This window comes from Synechococcus sp. WH 8016 (assembly GCF_000230675.1).
GTDB lineage: Bacteria > Cyanobacteriota > Cyanobacteriia > PCC-6307 > Cyanobiaceae > Synechococcus_C.
Genome location: NZ_AGIK01000001.1, coordinates 221,547 through 245,347, shown reverse-complemented (window position 1 = coordinate 245,347; position 23,801 = coordinate 221,547). Strand labels below are relative to the sequence as shown.

The following is a 23,801-nucleotide window of genomic DNA, read 5'->3' as shown; positions in this document are numbered from 1 at the left end:
AGCCAATACTCCCATGTGGAGCCCTTGAAAGATTTCACCAGCAACCTTTCGGGTCGGTTGGTCGCTAGCGTTGGGGGAAAGGAGTGCTTGATTCACCATGAGTGAGCTCCAGCGACTGAAAGGGTTGCTGCCACCAGAGATGCAGAGCTGGGTGTTCGTGGAAGCTGCTGCTGCTGTGGAACCTGCTCTGATCACGCTTGAAGAGATCGGCAGAGATGAGGTCGAGATTCAGGTGGATCTCGACCTATGGGACAGCTTCGCTCTCGATCACAGAAACCTGCTGTTTTGGCACGAAGTTGGTCGCATCCAAAACGACACCATCCCCAGAGATGGATGGGAAATGGCTGCTCTGGCTATTGGCCTGGGCGGCGCGATTGGTGAGCTTTGGGTCCAGGACGGTCTGCTGTTGTTCATGGCCCTTGGCTTGTCCGGGTTTGCTGGCTATCGCCTATATCTCAAAAACAACGCCGAGAAGCGTCTTCGTGATGCGATCGCAGCAGATGAGCGGGCGATTGATCTGGCTTGCCGCTTTGGTTACAGCGTTCCGAACTCCTACAAAAGCTTGGGTGGCGCCCTCAAGGAGTTAGTGGAGCAGACACGCAAAAAGAAAAAGCGGAGTTTTTACGAAGATCGGCTGGAAGCCCTCCGCAAAAGTGCAGGCAAAGCAAGGGCTGAAATGGCTCAGCAACAAGGCTCCAATCAATCCGTTGCCAGCGAGAACGTTTATGGATAGTGAACAACTCGCTGAGCTTGCAGCCGAGGCTTGCGATGACCGCAAGGGTGTGGATATCCAGCTGATTCGGGTCGAAGAGGTCTCAAGCCTGGCCGATTGGTTAGTGATTGCAGGCGGTCAGAGTGACGTTCAGGTCAAGGCCATGGCTCGATCGGTTGAAGACCGCCTGGAAGAGGAAGCGCAACGACTCCCCTTGCGCAAGGAAGGGCTGAATGAAGGTCGCTGGGCCCTGCTGGATTACGGCGAGTTGATTGTTCACATCCTGCAATCGCAGGAACGCAGTTATTACGACCTAGAAGCGTTCTGGAGTCACGGTGAACGCCGTCCCCATCTAGCGTCCGAGACATCCACAGGCCTCTGACACCTGTTCATATGGCCGCGACAATCTCCTGCCCTGTTCCCCCGGACCAACGTCCCCAGGAAGAGTTTTCCCAGCTCAGCCAATCATGGTTTTTTGCCTGGCCGCGTCATCGACAAATCGATCTAGACAAAGCTTTGGTTTTGAGTTGGCTTCTGATCGTTCCTCTCACCGTGTTGATCGCGAGCGGTAGTTGGAGCTTGAGACACGATCCCGTTCGCCTCGTGCTGTCAGGTGCTGTTTCGGGGCTGGTTTTACCGATGTTGTTATTGGTGCGCCAATGGCTGGGTTGGAGCTATGTCCACAAGCGTCTTCTTTCTGAACGCGTGGAATACGAAGAATCCGGTTGGTATGACGGACAGGTTTGGGAAAAACCCTTGTCCTGGCGCGAACGTGATCTGCTGCTTGCCCAACATGAAGTTCGCCCCATCCTTGGACGGCTAGGCAGAGCCATGGCCACAACCACAGGTCTGATTCTTGGTGGAGCCAGCCTCTGTACGGCTCTCTAATTTCGCTGACATTTTCTTGCTGAGATCTCCTCTATGACCCTTTCTTCTGGCTACGGCAGATCGTCCAGAAACTCCAGCTGTCCTGCTTTTGAGGTCGTGCTGAAACGAGGTTCCTCGGTGGAATCCATCCATCGCGTCCATGCCGTGGTCTGTGATGCAAAAGGCAGAATCCTGATGAAGGCCGGACGGGCTGATCATGAAACCTTCGTGAGATCAGCACTCAAGCCCTTCCAGGCATTGCCTGCCCTCAGCAGTGGCGCCTCCGGAAGCTATGACTTTGGCGATCGCGGCTTGGCGATCAGTTGTGCCTCCCATGCCGGGACTGCTGAACATGCCAGGGAAGCGTTCCGACTGCTTTGGAACGCCCAACTAGAGCCGGACGACCTCCACTGTCCAATTCCAGCTTGGGGTCACAGTCCCCTGGAGCACAATTGCTCTGGAAAACATGCGGCATTCCTTGCCACATCACGAAAAATGGGGTGGCCCCTCGAGAGCTATCTCCAAGGTGACCATCCACTGCAGCAAGAAATCAATCGGCGCGTGGGGGAAATCCTTGGACTCCCAGCGCAGGAACTCGTGGCTGAGCGCGATGACTGCGGTGCGCCCACCCTGCTCCTGCAGCTGTCCCAGATCGCCTTGCTCTACGCCCATCTCGGCGCTTCAACCCATGCAGAGCTAGAGCAAATCAGCAGAGCGATGCTCGCCCACCCCAAGCTTGTGGCCGGAGAGGGTCGCTTCGACACAGAGCTCATGTCCCGCTCGCATCAGCAGGTCATTAGCAAGGGGGGGGCCGAAGGCGTTCAGTGCCTGAGCAGAACGGGAGATGGCCTGGGAGTTGCGATCAAGGTGGAAGATGGCTCTCGTCGTGCCAAACAGGCGGTCGCGCTGCATCTACTGCGTCAACTTGATTGGATCACTCAGGGGAGCCTGGACGAACTGGAGGACAAGATGTTGATCATCGGCCCAGGCCTGCGGCTCGAAGTGAAGGGAGAGCTCCGCGCGTGAATGCTCACAATCGCTAGGGCTGTGAACCCCAAGTTGTATAGTTTTGAAGTCAACGCGGGGTAGAGCAGTCTGGTAGCTCGTCGGGCTCATAACCCGAAGGTCGGGAGTTCAAATCTCCCCCCCGCCACCAAATCAAAAAGCCCCTCTTTACGAGGGGTTTTTTAATGTTTGACACGTCAATCCCATCCATGTTCGAAGAATCATTCATTCTTGGACTTCAGACCCAGCAACGTGTTCTCACACTTAAACCATTGATTGACAAGTAGAGGGTCACCCATGAATGGGCGCGCGCAATACAAAACCTCACTTCTCATAAAACAAATAAGTCAAAAACTTTATCCTAAAAACTAATTCCGCATTAATCCGATCAACAAAACATCAAGACTGTCCAAAGCAAGGCTTATTAGATCGATTCTTACTTCAAATAGCAATCACTATCAGGAATGAAGTCTGAGGGGAACTTCAATGATTGGATCAAGACATCCCCATCCCAACGACTGATCAAGGCACTCAGTCTCTGCCAGGTCACTCAGCTGATCGAACAGCTGATCGAATCCGCTGGCGAAGAGGGACACTAAGAACAGGTCATCGCTTGAGCTGTGCCGCTGAAACCCTTCGAAGCCATCGTGATCGGTTCAGGTGCAACCGGAGGCGTGGCCGCCCAAACGCTCGCTGAAGCAGGGGTCCGTGTCCTGGTGGTGGAAACAGGACCCGACCTCAGCGCTCAAGAGGCCCTGGGGAGCGAACCCAGCAACAGCATGAGACGGGTTCGCGGCCTTCTCAGCGGACAGCATCGGCTTCAGGCCCAGCACCCCGGCTATTGGAAACACAATCCACTGCTCTATGCCGATGAGCAGCGCTATCCGTATTCCACACCAAACGATCAACCTTTTCTCTGGACTCAAGGACGCCAGGTTGGAGGCAGAAGTTTGACCTGGGGTGGAATCACCCTTCGACTCTCAGACCTGGAATTTAAAGCTGCAGAACGGGATGGCCACGGGTACTCCTGGCCGATTTCCCATCAAGATCTCGATCCGCATTATTCCTCTCTGGAGCGGCAATTTGCTGTTCATGGCAACAGAGATGGACTAGCGCAGCTCCCAGATGGATGCACCACCGCACCCCTGAGCTTCACCCCAGAGGAAGAACAGCTGGCGAGGGACCTCCAGGACTCGGCTGACATCAAGATGATTCACTCCCGCGGGTTTTCAGCACATCAACCGTCCGCAGAGTGTCCATGGCCCCCATCAAGCAGTCCGGGAAGCAGTCTCAACGCAGCCCTCTCCACTGGACGCGTGGAAGTGCTGTCAGGGCACCTGGCAGAACGCCTACTGATGAACGGCGATCAAAGTCGTGCCCGCGGAGTCGTTGTGATCGATCAACGCAACGGTGAGCGCATGGCCTTGGAGGCAGCTTTGGTGGTTCTCTGCGCTTCCACCATTGCCTCGCTGCGATTTCTATTGCTCTCAGAGGGCTCAGCACCAGAAGGAGGCTTTCAGGATCCCTCAGCCAGCCTGGGACGTCACTTGATGGATCACGTCTCCACCTGCCGCTTCTTTGCCGTTCCAAGCAGGAGTGGGCGTCAACCTCTCCAAGACCAAGACCCCACCAGCCAATTGTCGGGGGCTGGAAGTTTTTTCCTTCCCTTTGGGAGTCTCCCACCACAACGCGACGGGCTTCTCCCATTTTCAAGAGGGTATGGACTTTGGGGCGCAATCAATCGCTTTGATCCGCCCTGGTGGTTAAAAAGGAATCCCGACTGTCGCTTGGGTTTTCTGATTGGTCACGGGGAAGTGCTTCCGTCCGCTCAAAACCGGGTCACCTTGTCGGAAACAGTCGATCGCTGGGGCGTTCCGATCCCGCATATCAGCTGCCGATGGGGAGCGAACGAAACAGCGATGGTGGCTCACATGCACACCATGATGGCTGAGGCCATTGCTCTTGGTGGAGGGGAGATTCAACCGCTCACGGATCTTGTCAAGGTGCCGCTGATCGAACCTGTTGTCAGCAACATGGAGGCCATGAAAGCAGGCGCGCCTCCGCCTGGGTACTACGTGCACGAGCTGGGTGGAGCTCCGATGGGCAGCGATGAGAACAACAGCGTTGTGGATGCCTGGAATCGCCTCTGGCGCTGTCCAAATGTGTTGGTCGTGGACGGCTCCTGTTGGCCCTCTTCAGCGTGGCAAAGTCCAACGTTGACGATGATGGCCCTAACGAGGAGAGCTTGTTTGCAAGCGCTCAGACCTGAGAGCGAGTAAAAAGATCATCGAGGTAGCGCTCAGTAACGGCTCGATCAGTACAACCATTTTGCACTAAAAATTGAGCAATTGCTGAACTAAGCAGACGATATTGATCCCAGCGAGGATTTAATCCAATGAAATCCTTCATTCCGCGATAAAGAACCTCGGGGATTTCCGCTTCCATGCTCACCAATGAAATTCCTAGGTCGTTGAGTGATTCAGCGACGGGAGTTTCGCAATGTTCAAGGTGATATCGATCCATGGAAGAAGGGCAATCGTCGGCGGGGCTCGTTACTAAGGAAGACACATGAAGGGGGCAACAGTCAAAACCGAAGACATTGAGGGAATGAGAGGGAAACCCAGGTGAGATTCATTGCGCCCCAGTGGATCTCGAAGACCGGGTCGTGATGCATTTGAACCGAGTGCTGGCATTGCTGAAGCTGTCAAGTTCAATTAAAGCCAAATTGGGAAAACCACAGACTCTCAGCAATGGGCCGGGATCCCGCATGAAGCCCGTGGAAAACGCGGCTGATTCTGTGGAAAAAGCAGGAACAATAAGCTTGACCCTGGATTGATCAGCCTCGCTTATATGGACAAGTCTCTTTGGACTTACGCGGGACACATTCATTGAGAAAACGAGTGACAACGCGCGTTCTTCATGATTCAGGGGCATCTGTCTTTGAATCCACACGGCGAGCACGAAGGGTGCTTGGGCCTAGAGGATGTTCCGCATGCGGATAGGGGTGATGTCCATGGTCATGGGCATGGTCGTGGTCGTGGTCGTGGTCGTGGTCGTGGTCTCCATGCGTGAGAGACGGATGCCCACCCCCCAGCGGAATAGGCACACCATCGGGCTGACAAGCACCGGTGCACTCGCGCTCGCATAGATCACAGCCATCGGTCAGGCCCTCCACATGATGATGGTGGCTGGCCTGGGCTAGGCCCACCTCTGTCTCGAAGCCGAGCACCTGTGCTCTGTATTTACAGAGCGAGCAATTCATCGCTGTCTCACCACCGAGCACCTCATCCACCCGCTCCACAAACGTGTCTTGGACCCTTGCATGGTCTCCGAGGTAGGAGGCATGCAGAAATTCCACCTCGGGATGATCGTTGGCGACGCGTTCACTGTGCTGGCGAATCCTGGTCACAAGAACACCAGAAAACAGGAAATAGGGGAACACGATGATGCGCTTAAACCCAAGGCGCACCACATGCCGCAGGCCTGGCTCCACCAGCGGGAACGTCACGCCTGAATAGACGGTTTCTCCCCAGCCGAAGCCAAAACCTTCCACAAGCATCCGCGCAACCTTGGCGACATTGGAATTGGCATCGGGATCCGATGACCCGCGTCCAACAACCACCAACATGGTCTCGGACAAAGGAACGCTTGGATTGGCGTCCAAGGCTTCTTGGATCCGAGCGCCTGCGGCTGCAATCATCAATCGATCAACACCCAGTTCTCTGCCGTAATCGATCTCCAAACCCGTTTCAGCGCTGTAGGTGTTCAGCACAGACGGGATGTCGTTTTTGGCGTGGCCTGCTGCAAACAACATGGCCGGAATGGCCAACACCCGCTCCACCCCTTGCTCTCTTAAGCGATCCAAACCATCCCTGAGGATTGGATTGGCAAATTCCAAAAACCCATGTTCAACAGGAATCGGGCTCATGCGCTGGCGAAGACCGAGCGCGAGACGTTCAAATTCCTCAACCGCTAAGCGATTCCTGCTGCCATGACCACAGATTAAAACGCCGTAAGGCGATGGTTGCGGCGCACTCGGATCTGAACTCACTCGGTTCGTTCCACTCCCACGACACTATCCTCGGCATTGTTGAATCGCGCTTGTTGGTCTTGCCTCGACCACCGGTTCGCATGGGAGCCAAAACGTGACCGAGCATGCTGCGCTTTGGAATCCATTGGCCAACGATTCACACCCGGCGGGGTGGATCTCGTCTGATGCCATCACGCTTTCCAATCTGATTCGCCAAGGGATCCAGCCAAGCCCGTTGATGGTTTGTTCAGGGGGCACAAGCAGTCGCTGTGCTGCCGATGGACTCTGGACTCTGGACTTAAGAGCGCGCCATCGCCAGCTGGTGATCAGCGAAGCAGGCGATGAGGTGGAGATTGGGGCAGGACTTTCCATGGCCGAGGTTTTAGAAGGTCTACAAACCAGGGGGCGCTCAATCCCCGTTGGCCTCTCCACCCTTCCAGGATGCGGCTTTGTTTTAACGGGTGGCATCAGTCCCCTAAGCCGATCCCAGGGCCTAGCCATGGATCACATCGTGGGGCTGCGAGGCGTTTGGGGAAACGGCGACTGCTTCGAGCTGTCAGCCCCGGTGAGTCCCCATGAAGAGCAGCAGAAATGGAGAGGCCTGCTCGGTGCCGCTCCATTCCTAGCCATTGTCACGGCGATCCGGTTGCGTACGCAGGAGCTCACACCGCTCGTCATTTGGCGGAGCGTAAGCAGCATTCAGCAACTTGCAATCGCCATTGAGGCGGCGGAACAGTGGACGCACAGCGCCAGCTTGCAGTGGGCCTGGAACGAAAAGATTGAGCTGTTCATTGTTTGTTTTGCTAACGACCATGCCGCGATGACAGCGGTGGAGGCGCTGAAAACGCTGCTCGGCCAATGCGCTGAATCCAGCAAGACAATGGTGCCCGGCCAACATGCTCAGCCCCCCTTTGGAGCTTTGGCAACATCCACAGCTGCACAAGGGCGCAACCACAGCGAAGTCATCAGCAGGCTCGGTCCAGCCTGGGGCCGACGATTGCCCTCACTGATTGCAGACTTAAATCAACTCATTAGCAAGCGTCCGCACCCCGGATGCCAAATCAGTGCCCAACAGCTTGGTGGAATGAGTTCTCAGGTTGCTGTGTCACACACCTCCTTCCTTCATCGCGATGCAATCTGGAAGCCTTGGATCAATGCCGTTTGGAACGCAAATGACGAACAAGGGAGAAAACGTTCCCTGGATTGGCTGCTTCATGCCAACACCGTTCTTACTGAGTACTGCCCTGGTGTTCACCTCGCGCAGATCCATCCACACCTGTCCTTCCATCAAGCAGAACTCGATGACGCCTTTCAAGACTGGCTTCCAACCCTCAATCGATTGAAGTCACATCATGATCCTTATGGTTTGCTGCCACCGCTCTGAGATACGGTCCCTGAACAGAAAGTGGCACTGACGCCCATGGCTTCCTCTCCCGCAATGGGACTTCAGAACTGGTTCAGCAATCCGAGACGGGATGTTCTCTCAGGCCTGGTCGTGGCCTTCGCCATGATTCCAGAAGCGATCGCCTTCTCTGGGATCGCAGGCGTGGATCCCAGAGTTGGATTGTTTGGAGCCTTTTGCCTCTCCATAACAATTGCCTTCGTCGGTGGACGAACGGCGATGATCACCTCCGCCACGGGATCGACAGCCCTGTTGATGACCGGATTGGTCGCGACAGGAAATGCGCGCGGGGAAGGCCTGGGGCTGGCCTATTTGATGGCGGCAGGAATTCTCACCGGAGTCTTCCAAATTCTCTGGGGATATTTACGCCTGGCTTATCAGATGCGATTCGTGCCTCTGGGTGTCTTAAGCGGATTTGTGAATGCTCTTGCTTTATTGATCTTTCAGGCTCAACTTCCTCAATTGGGAATCAACCTTCACTTTGGAGAAGCCGGCCATGACCATGCCATGCAGGCCCTCAGTGGAAGTCAAATTCCCGTTGTTTGGGCCCTCGTTTTGCTTGGTCTTGTCATTATTTATGGCCTACCGCGTATCACACGCGTCCTGCCTTCCCAACTAGTAGCGATCATTGTAATTACAGCCATCAGCATGGGACTGAATCTGGATATTCCCAAGGTTATGAACCTTGGAGAGCTTCCTAATGGCCTTCCTATGTTTAACCTTCCCTTTGGCGATGTAAGCAATCAACGGGTTCCTTTCAGTCTTGAAACGTTTGGGATTGTCTTGCCAACAGCACTTTCAATCTCGCTGGTTGGCCTTATGGAAACATTCCTCACCCAAGACATTCTTGACGAGAGAACTGACTCTAATTCTAATAAAAACACGGAAGCAAAAGGCCAGGGAATTGCAAACATCGTGTCCTCCTTGTTCGGCGGAATGGCTGGCTGCGCCTTGGTCGGCCAGTCCGTCATGAACATCGACAACGGTGGACGAACACGTCTCTCCACACTGTCGTCGGGGATCAGCCTCTTAGCGATGATTTTGCTTGCCAGCGCTTGGCTGAAGCAGATCCCCATGGCCGCGCTAGTCGCAGTCATGATTGGAATCGCCGTGAGCACAGCCGACGTGGCTGGGCTGCGCAATATTCGCAATATCCCCAAAAGTGACTCGGCCGTGATGCTGATGACGTTCGCGGTCACCATGCTCACCACACCCCACAACCTTGCTCTAGGTGTATTGGCAGGTGTGGCCCTTGCAGGCATTTTATTCAGCCGCAAAGTCGCAAAAGTGATTCGCGTTGAAGCGATCAAAATCAGTGAAGACGAAAGTCGCTATGTCGTCAGTGGACAATTGTTCTTTGTAAGCAAGATTTATTTCCTACAAGGATTTGACGTACACGATCATCCAGCCAGAATCACCATTGACATGAGCCAGGCACATATTTGGGATCAAAGCGGCGTTGGAGCACTCAACCAACTCATTCGCAAGCTCAGACTTGGCGGATCTGTCGTGAATGTGGAGGGGTTAAACAAAGAAAGTTTGAATCTGTTTGAAAAGATTGGAAGTCAACCTGAGGGCAGTCATGGTTGAGCGTGAATTAGCTTGAGCACTATTTCTTGTTGTAGAGGAGTGCCAAACAAGCCGTCATGTCATTGCGCATGCCTTCGAGACGATTCCTGATCTCAACATCATTCGGATTCAATTCGACATAGCGAACGGTCACATCGTTACCGATGCTCATGATCAGACAAAGGGTTTGCAAATCATTCGTTTCAACAGCCCTGATTCGAGCCCCCTCAAGCATTACTTTTAAAAGGGACATTTTATTGTAATAAGCCTGTTGATCAGTTTCCTTCCAGGCCATCACTGGAGGAACCATGCCAAAAAAAATCAGAGCCGAAAACAGGGCCGATCCCACAAAGGTTCGCATCATCGAGCTGTTCACGAACACGTGTGAAAACTAAACCAGTTCTTTGGATTGACAAGAACGTTCCCCCTGATGAACGAGCTCTGACACACTTGATCCTTATCAAAGACAATCAGATGAGAGTCCGTCTTCTTGCACTGCCGCTGGTTTCTCTCCTATTCATTTTGAATGGATGTGCCACCCTCGGAGAAGGCGGTGCTTCAAGACTTGATCTGATCAAACGGAGAACGGAACTTCGCTGTGGAGTCAGCGGCAAAATTCCCGGTTTTAGTTTTCTACAAAGGGATGGTTCCTTTGCCGGAATGGATGTAGACATCTGCCGAGCCTTTGCTGCGGCCTTTACTGGAAGCCCAGATCAGGTGCAGTACAGGTCTCTGACCGCTCCCGAACGATTCACTGCGCTCCGAACTGGAGAAATTGATCTCCTATCGCGCAACACCACGTTCAACCTCAGCAGAGATGCTGCGGGAGGAAACGGCGTCAGCTTCGCTCCCGTTGTGTTCCACGACGGGCAGGGGCTCTTGGTCAAGCGCAACAGTGGAATCGACAAGCTCAGCAACCTCAAGGGCAAAACCATCTGCGTGGGCTCAGGCACGACAACCGAGCAAAACCTCAACGATGCCTTTCAGGCCAGAGGGATCGACTACAAACCGGTCAAGTATCAAGATCTCAATCAAGTGATCGCTGGCTACCTCCAAGGTCGCTGCAGCGCCATGACCTCCGATCGCTCTCAGCTCGCTGCGGCCAGATCCGGCTTTAACAACCCCGAGCAACACGTCATTCTCCCTGAAGTCTTGAGCAAAGAGCCCCTCGCTCCACTTGCAGCAGGTGGTGATCAGCGACTCACCGACGCCATGCGCTGGGTGATCTATGCATTGATCGCCGCGGAAGAATTAGGCATTAACCAACAAAATATTGGAGACAAAGTTGAAGAAGCCAAACGCCGACCTGAACTCACTCAACTGAGGCGCTTTCTTGGCATAGAAGGTGATTTAGGTCAAAAGCTAGGTTTAAACAACGATTTCATTGTCAACGTGATCCAAGCAGTAGGAAATTACGGTGAAATCTATGATCGACATCTCGGCCCTAAAAGCGCCGTGCCGATCCCGAGAGGCCTCAATCATCTGCACAGCAATGGAGGTGTGCTGACCTCACCCCCGTTCCAATGAATCGTTCGAAGCGCTGGTGGTGGCAGGTCATCATCGTGATTGGGCTCCTCACGGTGATGGGGATTCTGATTAATAACCTCGCCGTCAATTTGATAAGAACGGGCCTAGGGCTCAGTTTTGATTGGTTGTGGCGACCAGCAGGTTTCGCGCTCAGTGAGCACCCGCTTGCTTATCAACCTTCAGACAGCACAGCCTGGGCCCTGTTGATGGGATGGCTGAACAGCTTGCGCGTGATCGTTGCAGGGATTGTGTTGGCCACCCTGCTTGGCGTCACCACCGGTGCTGCTCGGCGCAGTCTCAATCCATTGTTGAGACAGTTAACATCTCTCTATGTGGGATTGATTCGTCAGATCCCTCTGCTCTTGCAGCTTCTGTTCTGGTACTTCGTTGCCTTCCTGGGACTTCCTTCCGAGCCATGGGCCCCCCTTGGAGCAGTCATCCACCTGTCGAATCAGGGGATCAGCTTGCTCGGAGTCACGCTCAGTGTGGAGTTTGCAGCCGTCCTGCTTGGACTAAGCGTGTTTACGGGAGCGTCGATTGCGGAGGTGGTTCGCGGTGGTCTCGATTCCGTGCCACTTGGTCAGTGGGAGGCCTTCCGCAGTCTTGGCATGACGGAGGGCCTGGGCTTACGCCGCATCGTGCTTCCCCAGGCCCTTCCGGCAATCCTGCCTGCCCTGAGCAGTCAATATTTGAATCTGGCCAAAAACAGCACCTTGGCGATTGCCGTTGGCTACGCCGATCTCTATGCGGTGAGTGACACAACCATCACCCAAACAGGACGCGCAATCGAGGGATTTTTGCTGCTTTTGCTGAGTTTTCTGCTCCTGAACTTGCTGATCAATGGGGGCATGCAGCTGCTGAACCGAGCTGTTTTAAGGGGCCAGCACCATCATTAAACTGATCCTCAAGCAGTCCGCTTTTATGAATACTCGCCGTATCGCCGCAGTCCTTTTAATTGTGGCGTCTATTGCAGCCATTTTGCTGCCCTTTGCATCAGCAACCCTTCTCACTATTGGATTAGGGGGAATTGTGTTCGTGGCTGGGCTGAATCAACTGCTTCGGATTGGAGATATTCCAAACAATCAGGGGAAACTCTTTAAAGGTTTGTCAGGCCTGCTTTATATCGGCGGTGCTGTCTTCATTCTGATCGACCCGATCGACAGTGAAATCAGTCTCACGCTGTTTGCAGGTGTCCTCTTGCTTGTGGAAGGGGTGATGGAATTAGCAACAGGCGCCAGTACGAATGCACCCGCACGCGGTCTTGTGGTGGTGGATGGAATCGTGACGGCTGTCCTCGGATTGCTGCTGGTGATCGAATGGCCTTCTGACAGCCTCTGGGCTTTGGGGACCATCTTTGGAGTCTCTCTTTTCCTGTCCGCCTTGAACTTGCTCAAGCCCACAGATGCTCCACCAGCTGCCAGCTAATGGCGAGCCGATTCAAGCCTCGGCAGCGGCGTTATCAGCGTTGGCGCCAAAAACCGATTGAGGCCGCATTCAGCGTTTTCATCCTCGGGTTGATTGCTTGGGCTCTCTGGTCAACCGGATCCTGGCTGATCACTGGGGCTGATTGGCGGGTGGTGACACACAACATTCCGCTGTATGCCTTTGGCAGCTATCCCGCTGATCAACGCTGGCGGCCTTTGCTATGGATGGTCCTCATCCTGATCTTGACGATCACCACGCTGAGCAGTGATCTCTTACCTCAAGCTCTGAAACGCCTCCAGCCACTCTTGCCATGGGCATGGATCCTGATGGTGCCCACCGGAGTTGTCCTGCTTGCTGGATCCGCCAACCTTCAAGCCGTGCCATCTCGCGCCTGGGGCGGGCTCACGCTCACATTGCTGCTGACAGCTGCGAGTGGGGCCTTAGCCCTACCCATGGGTGTCGCGCTTGCGATCGGCAGAACATCCCATTTGGGTTTGGTGGCGATGCTCTGCCGCCTCTACATCGACCTCATGCGTGCCGTCCCTCTCATTGCGGTGTTGTTCTTTGGGCAATTGCTTCTACCGCTCTTCCTCCCGGTTGAAATCGAAATCAACCGAGTCTTGAGAGCGGTGATGGCGTTTGCACTGTTTGCCGCGGCCTATGTCGCTGAGGATGTGCGCGGAGGACTGCAGTCCATCCCGCCCACCCAAGGGGAAGCGGCCGCGGCCCTCGGTCTCAATACGTCCCTCACGATGAGACTGATCATTCTTCCCCAGGCCCTGAGAATTGCTGTTCCGGCCTTAACCAACCAAGCGATCGGGTTACTGCAAAACACCAGCTTGATGGCCATTCTTGGATTGATCGAGCTACTAGGAATTAGCAGAAGCTTGCTCGCAAACCCTGAATACATCGGCCGTCATCTTGAGGTTTATGTCTGGCTCGCCGGTGTCTATTGGCTGCTCTGTTCAGGGATGGCCCTTTTGGCAAAGCGAATTGAACGTCAAGGCCTCTTATCGACTGGCTCCTAAGACCGCTCGTACTTCCAAAACACCATGTCTATTGCCATCCAAGCGCAGTCCGTCAGCAAGTCCTATTCCGACGATCATCGAGCCCTTGATGAGGTCAATCTCAGCGTCAGCCTTGGCGAAGTTCTGGTGGTCATGGGGCCCTCTGGTTCAGGAAAAAGCACCTTGATCCGCACGTTCAATGGGTTGGAAAGCATTGATGAAGGTCAGCTGGAAATCGTTGGCATTCAGCTGGATTCCAACCATGACGAACGACAGATCAAACGAATCCGGCGCCGGGTTGGAATGGTGTTTCAACAGTTCAATTTGTTTCCCCATCTCTCCATCCTCGACAACATCACCTTGGCGCCAATCCGTATCAAAAAGACAAATAAAAAAGAGGCGGAACTCAGGGCCATGGCGCTGTTGAGCCAAATGGGGATTGCTGATCAGGCCATGAAACGCCCCGCCCAGCTCAGTGGCGGGCAGCAACAACGGGTCGCCATCGCCAGAGCTTTAGCGATGGATCCAGAGGTGATGCTGTTTGACGAACCCACGAGTGCTCTCGATCCAGAACGCGTGAAAGAAGTTCTCGATGCCATGCGCACGCTGGCCTCAGCAGGAATGACCATGGTGGTCGTCACCCATGAGCTGGGATTTGCCCGTGAGGTCGCTGACCGGGTGCTGTTTATGGACGCGGGAAAAGTGGTTGAACTTTCCGACGCCAAAACATTTTTTAGTCATGCCAAAGAAGAGCGCAGCAGGCGCTTTCTCAATCAAATGACCAACTGACAACGGCCATCCAACTGGTGCAGAGCCCGCTCAGCGGCCACAAGCTCCCTTTCGGTCTGCAGCCAACTTTCATTGCCAACGGGGAGGCTGTTGATTTGCTCAGCCAAACGCTCCTGCAAGCGCTCACGTTGAGCTTGCAAGGCCTCACTGAGCCGAACAACTCTCTGGGGGATGGAACAGAAAGGAGCCGAAACAGCCACTGAGCACCGGTCGTAGGACAGCTGAGACTTTGGCACATCATCGCGAATGTTCCTAGTCTTTACAGAGATCTGGCAGACACCGCGATTGATCGCCTCCTGGTTGAACTCATTCCAGGCCTTCTTAGTGGATATCTGCTTGGACGCTTCAAACCGGGGTGGATCAAACCGCTAGCGACGCCACTCGTGCGCTACGGCGTTCCCATCAGCCTGATGGGCTTGCTCTTGAAGGGTGGATTGAATAGCTCCCTGGTGAGCACGGCCGCCATCGCCGCGGCCGCCATCATGGTCATGCTGCTGATGCTGAACAGTTGGCGTGAAGGCGGCAATCAGCGACTATCACCCACGCTTCAACTAGGAAGTTGCGTCGGCAACACGGCTTATTTCGGGATTCCGGTCGCCCTGGCCTTACTCCCCCCGGAGGCCCTATCGATCAGCATCGGCTACGACTTGGGCGCAACCCTGCTTTGTTGGGGACTCGGACCCATCTGGCTCGCAGGAGCTAGGCCGGAGGCTCATCCTTACCGTTGGCGTGAGCTAGTCAACCACCTCAGTTCGAGTCCAGCATCACGAGGCCTCCTGGGAGCCTTGCTTGTGATGGCAACCCCATGGCAAGCAACGATTACGACCGCACTCTGGATGCCTTCAAGGGTGGTCATCGTGCTGGCCTTGATCGTTGTGGGCATGCGACTCGCAGGCCTTGCAGAGGAAAGGTCAGCAGCGACGCATCCTGAGCAGAGAGACCCTGAGCAGAGACACCCTGAGCAAACTCAGCGCCCTCCCGCCAACCTGTTGAATGCTGCGCTGGTCTGCAAGCTTTTGCTCTTTCCTGCCTTTCTGTTTGGACTCAGCTTGATCCTTCCCATCAGCTCTATCGCGCGTCAGGCCCTTGTCTTGCAGGCTGCAGCCCCCACGGCCATTTCCGTGCTTCTGATCGCAGAAACCGAACAGGCAGACAGCACGGCAGCAGCACAGCTCATTTGGCGCAGCACCCTGATCGCAATGATCACAATTCCGATTTGGGCTTGGCTGCTGAAGACGATGGCAGAAAGACTCGGAACGTGAGGTTCAACCGTGCCGTGCGGACCCTCCTGCGGACCGGAAGGCCATGCATCCACAAGCGTTGACACTCCGGCTCCATCACCAGCAGATCCCCATCTGCAAGCGCTAGTTCCTCTCGGCACTGGCTCTGGCGATGCCGAAACTGAAAAGCCCTGGTGGCACCAAACGAAAGGGAGGCGATTGGATAGTTGGCATCAATCTCCGGTTCATCATCAGCATGCCAACCCATGCGGTCGTCTCCATCCCGATAGAGATTGAACAGGCATCCATTGAATGGAGCCGAGCAACTCTCATTCACCCTCTCAAGCAACGGCGTAAACCAGTCGGGCCATCCCTGGCCTCGATGCGTCACACCGCTATAGCGATACGACACTGAAGCGTCCGCAAGGAAAGCCGCCAATCGCGGCACAGGGTGGACCTTGCCGTAAACCCGAACTTGGGGCTGCTCCCAGACGATCTGTTCCTGACACAGTCCAAACCAGTAAGCCGAAGCCTGCGGTTCAAGCCAGCCAACGCGATGGTTCCAGCTCATCGATCGAGGGTCGTGCCGAAGATAAACCAGTAACAAGCCATAACAGAGACGAAAACTTCGAGCGAATTACCCATACATTCATTCAATGGCAGCTCGTATCACGGAATCGGAATTTCTCAAACGGGCGCATGAGCGCTTCGGTGAACACTTCGATTATTCAGAGATCAAATACCGCAGCTACAAGAGTCCGGTCAAAATTCGTTGCAACGACCATCCAGTGCAATTGATCAGCATCACGCCTGAGAAACATCTACAAACTACAGGGGGCTGTCGGCACTGCCTCAGAGAAAGACGGATTGCCGCCTTGGAGCGGGAGCTAAATCGCGATGCTGCTCAGCGGCCGATCGAAACAACACTGAATGAAACAACATCACAAAAAGCGGCACTGTGCTCTTCAGAACTTAAGACTAACAGGCAAAAGTAAGTTAATGAGCACAGCAAGGGTTCTCCTTTAGTTAACACGCATTTAGGTTTTTCAGTTATCTAGATTGGCGATTTAATCGTAGTTTAGTGTGTTGCATAGTTACTTACAAAAGGCCCGGGTTCTCAAATTGAGAGCCGAAGCAGGAGTACAACACTTCCCACAAGTTTGGCTGCTTTTTCAGCTCTTGCTCAGCCTGGTGACGGATCGCTTCGATCTGCTCCAAGGAAAGTTCGAAGGTGGCGGCCAAGTTGTTGAGTAGCTGTTGTTCCTCCATGCAAACAAAGTCATCTTCACCATCGGCACGGGAAATACTGGCCACCATGATTGCTGTTTTATAGGCCAGTTGATGATATTCACTCGCAATTTTCGAAGCTAAGGAGAGGATGCTTGTAGGTTGATCGAGGTCATCCTGCCAGGCAATAATTTTGGCCTGCAGCTTGTACTGCGTTGTCAGTAATTCGAGTAGGTGTTCCTCTTCTGCTGATATGTGTCCGTCGGCCATGGCTACTAGGTTCAGGACTTTCAGTAGAGCTCCGGAGGATTGGATGTCCATGACAACTTGATTGGCTTGTTGATTTTTACCACAGCCCCTGATGTGGCTGTTGTAGCAGAGCTTTGATCAGATCAATGGCTGGGGATCAGAGAACCATCGACAAATGCCCGATAAGCATGCTCGCATTAGAGGTGTAAGTCCTATTGAGTTGATCAATGCACGTATCGAGCTTGAGGACATCTTCGAAATGTAATTCAGACCAGTCAAAGCACGAGAAGCCTCTTAATCTCTGATAATTAAACTACAGTAATCTTAAGGAGATGCTAATCACAATAGCAGCTATCAGTTATGGCAATCCAACCAATAACAGGGGCTCAGATCTGCTTTCCATGGACAAAACTAAACCTTCCTTGCTCTCAGTCCTGACAACGAAGCTGCGATGGACCGAGGAACAACTCGCTAAATACCGTGACAACCAAGATGACCTTATATCCTACTAAGCTTATGAGCGCAAACATTTTCGTATATTGCAGAAATGCAGTGACGAAGCATAGCTATAAGATGGCTGCTATTTAACCAAGCCAGCATTAGTTTAATGTAATCATCGACTTAGCAGCACAGGCTCAGGACAATCACGGAGATAAAATACACTAATATTAAATAAGTTTTAAACAATTAAGGAGACGGCCTTATTAAGGCATAGCTTATCACTTAAACAATAATCAAGACTGCAGACTCACACGGTGGTAGCAGAACCACAACCACTGCTGGAAGAGCAAATTGCGATGGGAACGCCAGAGCGTTCTGGGGTGATCCGCATCAAAGTTTTCAGGCGGTGGAACATCACCACGGGCGCGATCGCGCTCCATTTCCCCTTGCAGCCTCCCAACGTTGTATTCGGGATGGCCAAGATGCATGAGCTGACGCTGATCTGGCGTCTCAAAAATGGTGTAACCCACCTTCTCTCCATGGGCGAGAAGCCTCAGTCGCCCCTGGCGTTGCGCCGATTCCATCGCCGCATCCGGCAAACCCGCATGACGGCTTTGGGGACAGAGAAATTGATCATCCTGCGTTCCCATGAGCGGATGACCAGGCACAAGACTGCGCATCGGAAACACCCCAAACAATTTCCGATCGAACGTCACCTTGTTCACTCCAGCGAGATAGGCCAGAGCAAACCCAGCCCAACAGAGGCCCAGAGTGCTGGCACAAGAGTGGCGAGCTTCCTTAATCAGCTCAACCAATTCTGGCCAATAGGTGACGTCCTCAAATGCCAGGTGTTCCACTGGAGCACCGGTAATGATTAATCCATCCAATGGACGCTGGGACTGAGCCTCCTCCCAACTCACGTAGTGCTGGTTGAGATGGGCCTGGTCCCAACTTCGGTACGCATGCGATTGAAGACGAATCCAGATCGGTTCAATCTGAAGAACCGAAAGACCCAGAGGATGCAAGAGGTTGAATTCGTACTGCTTCCCAAGGGGCATGATGTTGAGAATGCCAATGCGCAGGGGCCGGATGTCCTGACGCTCGGCTTGTTCAGGTTCAATCCAAGAGATCCGGTTCCGTTCAACAGCGGTGATCTTGTGATAGTTCCTAGGAAGTATGAGCGCCATCAGCTCAGATCCCTTCCACTGACTGAGTTTGATCCATCATGTATTCAATGACGAGCGGCCTTTCTATGCATGGTGTGGTCTTTTCAAGGTAGCCACAGCCCATCTCCATGACTGCACGGAGAATCGATCACCTGGGCCTTGGGCTCCAAGTGACCGACCACCTCTGCCTTCTCAGCTCGCCAGCGCCTGCTCAAAATCAGCCTTGATGTCATCGATATGTTCCAAACCGACAGACACGCGCACCATGGTGGGAGTCACACCAGCTGAAGCTTGTTCATCAGCACTGAGCTGCTGATGGGTCGTGGAGGCTGGGTGAATCACCAGCGTCTTGGAGTCGCCCACATTGGCAAGATGGCTGGCCAACTTGAGACTGTCGATGAAACGCACCGCATCGTCGCAGCCACCCTTCAGGGAGAACATCAGCATGCAGCCCATCCCACGGTTGGTGAGATAGCGCTTGGCACTTGCGTGATAAGGGTCGCTGGGCAATCCGGGATAGCTCACATGAGCAACACTGGAATGCTCCTGCAACCAGGTCGCCAGCGCCATCGCATTTTGCGCATGTCTCTCCACGCGCAAGCTCAGGGTTTCAAGGCCTTGCAGCAACAAAAAGCTGTTGAAGGGACTGATGGCCGGTCCCCAATCGCGGAGACACTCCACCCTTGCTCTGAGCGCAAAGGCGATGTTGCGTTCATCGGGTAACCCCAGCATTTTGCAGATGTCACTCCCGAAACCAAAGGCATCCCAGTGCACAAGGCCGTGATACGCGGCACTCGGCTGACTCATCAACGGGAACTTGCCATTCCCCCAGTTGAAGGTGCCGGCATCCACAATCACTCCACCAAGGCTGGTGCCGTGACCACCAATCCATTTCGTCGCACTCTCCACCACCACATCGGCGCCATGCTCAATCGGTCGAATCAAGGCTCCCGCCGCTCCGAGGGTGTTGTCGACAATCAGAGGGATGCCCCGTTCCTTCGCGAGTGCAGAGAGGCCAGCGAAGTCGGGAATGTTGAAGCGGGGGTTGCCCATCGCTTCCACATAGATCGCCTTGGTGTTGTCATCAATCTGCGCCGCAAAGCTGGCGACATCGTCGCCATCAGCAAACTTGACCTGGATTCCTAGGCGCGGAAATTGCACCTTGAATTGGTTGTAGGTGCCGCCGTACAGAAAGGATGTGGAAACAAAGTTGTCTCCTGCCTGCATGCAGTTGGTGATCGCCAAAAACTGAGCTGACTGCCCCGAGGCGGTGGCGACAGCCGCCACCCCACCTTCCAAAGCAGCAACGCGCTTTTCAAAGACATCCGTCGTGGGGTTCATCAACCGGGTGTAGATGTTCCCGAATTCCTTCAACCCAAACAAGTTGGCGCCATGTTCAGCGTTGTTGAACACGTAGGAGCTGGTCTGGTAGATCGGGACCGCCCGAGAGTTTGTCGTGGGGTCAGGGACCTGACCAGCATGCAACTGAAGGGTCTCGAAACGTTGTGATGTCAAGGCCGAAATACGGATAACTCCGTTCTAGCTCGCAACTTCCATTGCAGGGTTCCAATTGTCGTCAGGTGCCGGTTTTTCAGTCTCAGCAAGGGATGGAAGCGTGTCACGCATCAGAGGGCCAAAGCGACTGCGCACTTCTGATCGGAAGGAGCTTGCTGCTTCAGCACTGAGCACTGGATAGGGCTGGTCACCCTCCTGCTCGCGCAAATGACGCCACTTGCTGTTCTCTTGCGCCTTGAGTTCTTTTAAGGCAGCCATGAAGTCGTAATTCTTGGTCTGACCATTTGCAGCGGCGAGAGGACCAGCCTGGGCCGCGAGTTCTTCCCGGACCGCATCAAATGCTTTGGCCTTAATCGTGTCGGGAAGCCCAAGAACTGGCTGGTAGTAATCGAGCAAACGTCTCTCCTCCTCCAGCAAGATCGGCCAAGCACCACGGGATCCTTCGGGCAAGGAATACCCGGCTTCAGCCGTATCCATCGCTTCTAGATGGAAACAGAGCCAGCGGTAATAGGACTTTTCGTTGATCGCCTTTTTCGCTGCAGCCTTGCCCGAAACAATCGCTGGGAGTGCGGCTTCAGCCTTACGCAGGAACAAACGATCCTCACGTTCGAGGTTCATTGCTCCCCAACGCTGGCGATAGTCCCATAGCTCGGCGTATCGGGCCACTTCGTCCGTGGACCAGCCAAGGGTCTTGAGCTCATCGGCTCGATGCGTCAGTTCCTTCGCCAAAGAGCTCAGCCTTCATCTGATCGGAATCGTAGAGGTCAAAGGCGATCACGCCAGTTTCTAAGCCTCAACCTGCAGGACGACTGTGCGGGTTTTGACGCAAATACTCCAAGACGTTTGTGGGCTGTTGCTGGTTGTACCCCTCATGAAGCCAGAGATCACCCGCCGACGAGGCGTAGTGAATTTGCCAGTGATACAAACCGCGATAGGCGAGAGGATCCCGTTTCAACAGGTCGGCGTAATGGACCACAGCCCTGCCGTAATGATCACTGTTGTTGTACCCCCAGAGCCCTTTTCGGATGTCCTGAAGGCCACCACGGCGCACCAAATAGCGTGCCGCCGCATGGATGGCATCCCATGGATCGCGAATGTCACCACCCCGGCCAATTCCAGGTTCCGTCCAGGTTGTCGGTAGAAATTGCATGGGACCTTGAGCATTGGCGACGGAAATGCCATCAATGCGACCCATCCCCGTTTCGACCAAATTCACAGCAGCCAGAATCTCCCAATCGATCCCCGTGGTCGCTGAAGCACTGCGGTAAGCCTTGAGCAATTGATCTGGAGGAGCCGGAGTTTGAATCCGCCAGGCCGGAAGCGTGGAGGAAGCAGGGCCACGATGCATGGCAAGAAACGAGCGCCGAGCTGCGATGTGCTGATCAAAGACCCAGCGCCAGCGCTCATCGAGCTTGGATCTCACCTGATTGGCGAGAGCAGGGCGATGCGACAACACCCGATAGAGCACCTGTTGCTGATGAGCCAGAGGGGGAATGGCCTCTGAGGAAACGTCGGGATTGCGTATGGCCAGCTCAATCTCTGACAACAATTGAGCGAGCTGATCAGGGTTCGCCGGAAACAGCGGGTAGTGCGCTCCAGAAGGAGCGCGGGGAAGATCTGGGCTGGTAGGGAGAGCTGGAAGAGCGAGCTCCGTTGGTTCAACCTGTTCCAAGACTCCCTGCTCTTGATTGTTGGGGTCCTGGAGGGCAGGGGAGCCACAGCCCCAGGCCAGGGGAATCGCCAAGAGGGACAGAGAGATCAGGAGGCGGCGGACTGAAGTCATCATCAAAAGCTTCGACGATCCATCAACAGGTCAAAAAGCTGCGACGGTCATGAAAGTCTGCAGCCTCCATTGGATGGGAGAGCGCCCAATAGCTGAGGCGGCCATTGATTTCCTCGAGGACCATCGTCAAGCCCAGTTCAGGCATGCCCTCAATCGGCCACCAAGGACGTAAATCCAAGACCACATCACAACGAAAGTCCCGTCGCGTTTGTCGGACGGTGACGGCTGGTGGCAAGGCCTCCACCAACCCAGAGCCACTCTGTCGATAGCGCTCAAAGCTGTACAGGTTCCAGTGACCCAACGGCGATACGTTTAATTCCCAATAATGCTGAGAGTCGGGCAAGCCGATGAACGCCTCAAAGCAACTGTGCTTCCAAAGCTCATCGCGGCGATCCCCCTGCAATGGACCTGTCGCTAGACCTGATGTTGGCTCTGAGCAAGGCAACGCAAGCGCGAGCAAATCGCCATCACGCTGGGAAGGACGAAGGTTGTAGCTGAGTTCAAGAACGCCTCCTTCACGCCAAACAAACTCAGCACTGAGCAAAAGATTGGGTGATTCTTGGGGTTCTTGCGGAAGGAGCGGGCAAACCTGCCGGACCATCACGGGATGGCGCGACATTTCAGCACGCTCCTGAAAGTTCGCGAATCATGAGCTGAAGGTCATCCCCCTGGACTTCGATCGATTGGGTCAGCGCGAATTGCACCAAGGCACGATCCAAATTGTGAGACGGTCGTTCTGTACGAAAGTAACGATCGCCATCCAGATAGTCGGTTAAAAAGCGCAACCCAAGCTCAAACGGAATCAAACGAATGCAGTCTGGTAGATAGCGAAAATCCTGTTCAGAAAGAAAAGAACGGCCCATCGTGAGATAGCCCTCAAGAATCGCCCGACAGAGATTGAGATCGAACCTCACCATCTCAACCTCCAAGGTCTCCTCGCCAAGAGGGTTACAGCAAGAACGCAAACAATCGCCGATGTCGTAGTGCACCAATCCGGGCTTGACCGTATCAAGATCGATTAATCCCACCGCGCGACCACTGCGCTCATCGAGCATCACATTGTTGATCTTGGGATCTCCATGAATCGGGCGTCGTTGCAGCTCACCGCGTGCACAAGCCGCTTCCAACACATCCACGCAGTCGCGACGACGTTCCACGAAATCAAGCGCACGTTTCAGGCGCGGATCGAGAGATAACTGCTTCTCAATCCACTGGGTTTGATCTCGGCAAACAGTATCGAAATGGTTGAGATAGCTGGGAGTGATATGGAAGCCCTCAAGGGTGTCTGCCAAGTCGCCAGTGGGTAAATCACTGATCAGGTGATGGAACATTCCCAATCCATACCCCACCTCTCGGGCATGGCCAGCATCGCGGATCACATCACTCGTGGTGGCCGCTCCGATGTAGGAAATCGAGCGCCAAAACTCACCGTTGTGCTCAACCCAATGGCCTTTGCGATGGCGTGTGGGGAGAACCTTGGGAATCTCCCAACGCCGTCCAGCCAATTCAGGGGGATCGGTCGCCAAACGTTGTTGCACATGCGTGCCCAAGGCAAGCAAATTGCGCATGACCAGCTCGGGCTTTTCGAACACGCTTGTGTTCAGACGCTGCATGACAAAGGCCCGACAATCCGCATCCGCTGCCAGGGACACCAAAAAGGTGTCGTTCACGTTTCCAGAGCCAAGCGTGTCAATCGAGGTGATTTGCTCGGGCGGGTGAAACAGTCCTGCAATCGCGTCAAGCGATGGGTAAAGCCTGGTGGTGGCATCGGCCATGACGAATCGCATGAGACTCAGGACGAAACAATGCCGTGTATCTGCTGATCCGCCAGCGCTGAGTGTGCGGAAAAAGAGCCGGGAAGCGGCAG

The 23,801-nt window shown here is 54.3% G+C and carries 27 protein-coding genes and 1 tRNA gene; 16 read left to right on the top strand and 12 right to left on the bottom strand.

Features of this window, described 5'->3' with window-relative positions:
- Nucleotides 1-97: 97 nt before the first annotated feature.
- The 7 genes from SYN8016DRAFT_RS01355 to SYN8016DRAFT_RS01330 all read left to right on the top strand — a co-directional run bounded on the left by SYN8016DRAFT_RS01355 (nt 98) and on the right by SYN8016DRAFT_RS01330 (nt 4,863).
- Nucleotides 98-733, top strand: a complete 636-nt coding sequence (locus SYN8016DRAFT_RS01355) for a DUF3318 domain-containing protein (RefSeq protein WP_006852421.1) — start codon at nt 98-100, stop codon at nt 731-733.
- Nucleotides 726-1,094, top strand: coding sequence for a ribosome silencing factor (gene rsfS / locus SYN8016DRAFT_RS01350; RefSeq protein WP_006852420.1), 369 nt, complete (start codon nt 726-728; stop codon nt 1,092-1,094). Before SYN8016DRAFT_RS01355 ends, rsfS begins: the two co-directional genes overlap by 8 nt.
- Nucleotides 1,095-1,105: 11 nt before the next feature.
- Entirely contained in the window at nt 1,106-1,600 is a 495-nt protein-coding gene (locus tag SYN8016DRAFT_RS01345; protein WP_006852419.1) for a CGLD27 family protein, read from the top strand.
- 33 nt (nt 1,601-1,633) lie between these two features.
- Nucleotides 1,634-2,605 carry an asparaginase gene (locus SYN8016DRAFT_RS01340; protein ID WP_006852418.1) on the top strand — a complete coding sequence of 324 codons (972 nt, stop codon included), beginning with the start codon at nt 1,634-1,636 and terminating at the stop codon, nt 2,603-2,605.
- Nucleotides 2,606-2,658: 53 nt separating this feature from the next.
- Nucleotides 2,659-2,735 (top strand) — tRNA-Met (locus SYN8016DRAFT_RS01335).
- Nucleotides 2,736-3,048: 313 nt separating this feature from the next.
- Nucleotides 3,049-3,183, top strand: a complete 135-nt coding sequence (locus tag SYN8016DRAFT_RS15900) for a hypothetical protein (RefSeq protein WP_006852417.1) — start codon at nt 3,049-3,051, stop codon at nt 3,181-3,183.
- Between the two features lie 21 nt (nt 3,184-3,204).
- The gene (locus SYN8016DRAFT_RS01330) at nt 3,205-4,863 is read left to right on the top strand and encodes a GMC oxidoreductase (RefSeq protein ID WP_006852416.1); all 1,659 of its coding nucleotides are present in this window, start codon (nt 3,205-3,207) and stop codon (nt 4,861-4,863) included.
- Here the strand turns inward: SYN8016DRAFT_RS01330 and SYN8016DRAFT_RS01325 are convergent.
- Together SYN8016DRAFT_RS01325 and SYN8016DRAFT_RS01315 are read right to left on the bottom strand one after the other, a co-directional pair.
- Entirely contained in the window at nt 4,844-5,107 is a 264-nt protein-coding gene (locus SYN8016DRAFT_RS01325) for a DUF2811 domain-containing protein (RefSeq protein WP_006852415.1), read from the bottom strand. The two genes, SYN8016DRAFT_RS01330 and SYN8016DRAFT_RS01325, sit on opposite strands and share 20 nt — an antisense overlap.
- 394 nt (nt 5,108-5,501) lie before the next feature.
- Nucleotides 5,502-6,635 (bottom strand): sirohydrochlorin chelatase, encoded by a 1,134-nt coding sequence (locus SYN8016DRAFT_RS01315; RefSeq protein ID WP_006852414.1) that lies wholly within the window; start codon nt 6,633-6,635, stop codon nt 5,502-5,504.
- Nucleotides 6,636-6,729: 94 nt separating this feature from the next.
- Between SYN8016DRAFT_RS01315 and SYN8016DRAFT_RS01310 the strand changes: the two genes are divergently transcribed.
- Nucleotides 6,730-7,998: an FAD-binding protein gene (locus SYN8016DRAFT_RS01310; RefSeq protein WP_038013091.1), complete on the top strand. Its 1,269-nt coding sequence runs from the start codon at nt 6,730-6,732 to the stop codon at nt 7,996-7,998.
- 36 nt (nt 7,999-8,034) lie between these two features.
- A complete protein-coding gene (locus tag SYN8016DRAFT_RS01305) occupies nt 8,035-9,606 on the top strand; it encodes a SulP family inorganic anion transporter (RefSeq protein WP_006852412.1) in 1,572 nt (523 codons plus the stop codon).
- A 19-nt stretch (nt 9,607-9,625) separates the two neighbouring features.
- Here SYN8016DRAFT_RS01305 and SYN8016DRAFT_RS01300 read toward each other — a convergent pair whose 3' ends face one another.
- Nucleotides 9,626-9,880, bottom strand: a complete 255-nt coding sequence (locus tag SYN8016DRAFT_RS01300) for a hypothetical protein (protein ID WP_244279119.1) — start codon at nt 9,878-9,880, stop codon at nt 9,626-9,628.
- Between the two features lie 179 nt (nt 9,881-10,059).
- Between SYN8016DRAFT_RS01300 and SYN8016DRAFT_RS01295 the strand changes: the two genes are divergently transcribed.
- From SYN8016DRAFT_RS01295 to SYN8016DRAFT_RS01275, 5 genes are read left to right on the top strand one after another with little or no spacing between them, the layout of a single operon-like run.
- On the top strand, nt 10,060-11,112 hold the full coding sequence (locus tag SYN8016DRAFT_RS01295) for an amino acid ABC transporter substrate-binding protein (RefSeq protein WP_038013598.1): 1,053 nt from the start codon (nt 10,060-10,062) through the stop codon (nt 11,110-11,112).
- A complete protein-coding gene (locus SYN8016DRAFT_RS01290; protein ID WP_006852409.1) occupies nt 11,109-12,008 on the top strand; it encodes an ABC transporter permease subunit in 900 nt (299 codons plus the stop codon). Before SYN8016DRAFT_RS01295 ends, SYN8016DRAFT_RS01290 begins: the two co-directional genes overlap by 4 nt.
- A 25-nt stretch (nt 12,009-12,033) precedes the next feature.
- Nucleotides 12,034-12,537 (top strand): HdeD family acid-resistance protein, encoded by a 504-nt coding sequence (locus SYN8016DRAFT_RS01285; RefSeq protein ID WP_006852408.1) that lies wholly within the window; start codon nt 12,034-12,036, stop codon nt 12,535-12,537.
- Nucleotides 12,537-13,565, top strand: a complete 1,029-nt coding sequence (locus SYN8016DRAFT_RS01280; RefSeq protein ID WP_006852407.1) for an amino acid ABC transporter permease — start codon at nt 12,537-12,539, stop codon at nt 13,563-13,565. The genes SYN8016DRAFT_RS01285 and SYN8016DRAFT_RS01280 overlap by 1 nt, the downstream gene beginning before the upstream one ends.
- 24 nt (nt 13,566-13,589) lie before the next feature.
- Nucleotides 13,590-14,333: an amino acid ABC transporter ATP-binding protein gene (locus SYN8016DRAFT_RS01275; RefSeq protein WP_006852406.1), complete on the top strand. Its 744-nt coding sequence runs from the start codon at nt 13,590-13,592 to the stop codon at nt 14,331-14,333.
- Here SYN8016DRAFT_RS01275 and SYN8016DRAFT_RS01270 read toward each other — a convergent pair.
- Nucleotides 14,318-14,533 carry a hypothetical protein gene (locus SYN8016DRAFT_RS01270; protein WP_006852405.1) on the bottom strand — a complete coding sequence of 72 codons (216 nt, stop codon included), beginning with the start codon at nt 14,531-14,533 and terminating at the stop codon, nt 14,318-14,320. The two genes, SYN8016DRAFT_RS01275 and SYN8016DRAFT_RS01270, sit on opposite strands and share 16 nt — an antisense overlap.
- A gap of 210 nt (nt 14,534-14,743) precedes the next feature.
- On the opposite strand from SYN8016DRAFT_RS01270, the gene SYN8016DRAFT_RS01265 reads away from it, so the two are divergent.
- Complete coding sequence (locus SYN8016DRAFT_RS01265; RefSeq protein ID WP_006852404.1) at nt 14,744-15,595, top strand: AEC family transporter; 852 nt, start codon at nt 14,744-14,746, stop codon at nt 15,593-15,595.
- Here SYN8016DRAFT_RS01265 and SYN8016DRAFT_RS01260 read toward each other — a convergent pair.
- A complete protein-coding gene (locus SYN8016DRAFT_RS01260) occupies nt 15,537-16,124 on the bottom strand; it encodes an alpha-ketoglutarate-dependent dioxygenase AlkB (protein ID WP_006852403.1) in 588 nt (195 codons plus the stop codon). The genes SYN8016DRAFT_RS01265 and SYN8016DRAFT_RS01260 overlap by 59 nt on opposite strands.
- Nucleotides 16,125-16,209: 85 nt before the next feature.
- On the opposite strand from SYN8016DRAFT_RS01260, the gene SYN8016DRAFT_RS01255 reads away from it, so the two are divergent.
- Complete coding sequence (locus SYN8016DRAFT_RS01255; protein ID WP_006852402.1) at nt 16,210-16,548, top strand: hypothetical protein; 339 nt, start codon at nt 16,210-16,212, stop codon at nt 16,546-16,548.
- A 103-nt stretch (nt 16,549-16,651) separates the two neighbouring features.
- On the opposite strand, the gene SYN8016DRAFT_RS01250 is transcribed toward SYN8016DRAFT_RS01255, so the two are convergent.
- From SYN8016DRAFT_RS01250 to SYN8016DRAFT_RS01215, 7 genes are all read right to left on the bottom strand, one after another.
- On the bottom strand, nt 16,652-17,050 hold the full coding sequence (locus SYN8016DRAFT_RS01250) for a hypothetical protein (RefSeq protein ID WP_038013086.1): 399 nt from the start codon (nt 17,048-17,050) through the stop codon (nt 16,652-16,654).
- Between the two features lie 713 nt (nt 17,051-17,763).
- Nucleotides 17,764-18,657: a homoserine O-succinyltransferase gene (locus SYN8016DRAFT_RS01240; RefSeq protein WP_006852399.1), complete on the bottom strand. Its 894-nt coding sequence runs from the start codon at nt 18,655-18,657 to the stop codon at nt 17,764-17,766.
- Nucleotides 18,658-18,828: 171 nt separating this feature from the next.
- Nucleotides 18,829-20,151 carry an O-acetylhomoserine aminocarboxypropyltransferase/cysteine synthase family protein gene (locus SYN8016DRAFT_RS01235; RefSeq protein ID WP_006852398.1) on the bottom strand — a complete coding sequence of 441 codons (1,323 nt, stop codon included), beginning with the start codon at nt 20,149-20,151 and terminating at the stop codon, nt 18,829-18,831.
- Nucleotides 20,152-20,175: 24 nt separating this feature from the next.
- Nucleotides 20,176-20,880 carry a hypothetical protein gene (locus SYN8016DRAFT_RS01230; protein ID WP_006852397.1) on the bottom strand — a complete coding sequence of 235 codons (705 nt, stop codon included), beginning with the start codon at nt 20,878-20,880 and terminating at the stop codon, nt 20,176-20,178.
- A gap of 64 nt (nt 20,881-20,944) precedes the next feature.
- The gene (locus tag SYN8016DRAFT_RS01225; RefSeq protein ID WP_006852396.1) at nt 20,945-21,937 is read right to left on the bottom strand and encodes a lytic transglycosylase domain-containing protein; all 993 of its coding nucleotides are present in this window, start codon (nt 21,935-21,937) and stop codon (nt 20,945-20,947) included.
- Nucleotides 21,938-21,956: 19 nt separating this feature from the next.
- The gene (locus tag SYN8016DRAFT_RS01220) at nt 21,957-22,553 is read right to left on the bottom strand and encodes a DOMON-like domain-containing protein (RefSeq protein WP_006852395.1); all 597 of its coding nucleotides are present in this window, start codon (nt 22,551-22,553) and stop codon (nt 21,957-21,959) included.
- Between the two features lies 1 nt (nt 22,554).
- Complete coding sequence (locus SYN8016DRAFT_RS01215; protein ID WP_006852394.1) at nt 22,555-23,709, bottom strand: phosphotransferase enzyme family protein; 1,155 nt, start codon at nt 23,707-23,709, stop codon at nt 22,555-22,557.
- Nucleotides 23,710-23,801: the final 92 nt, after the last annotated feature.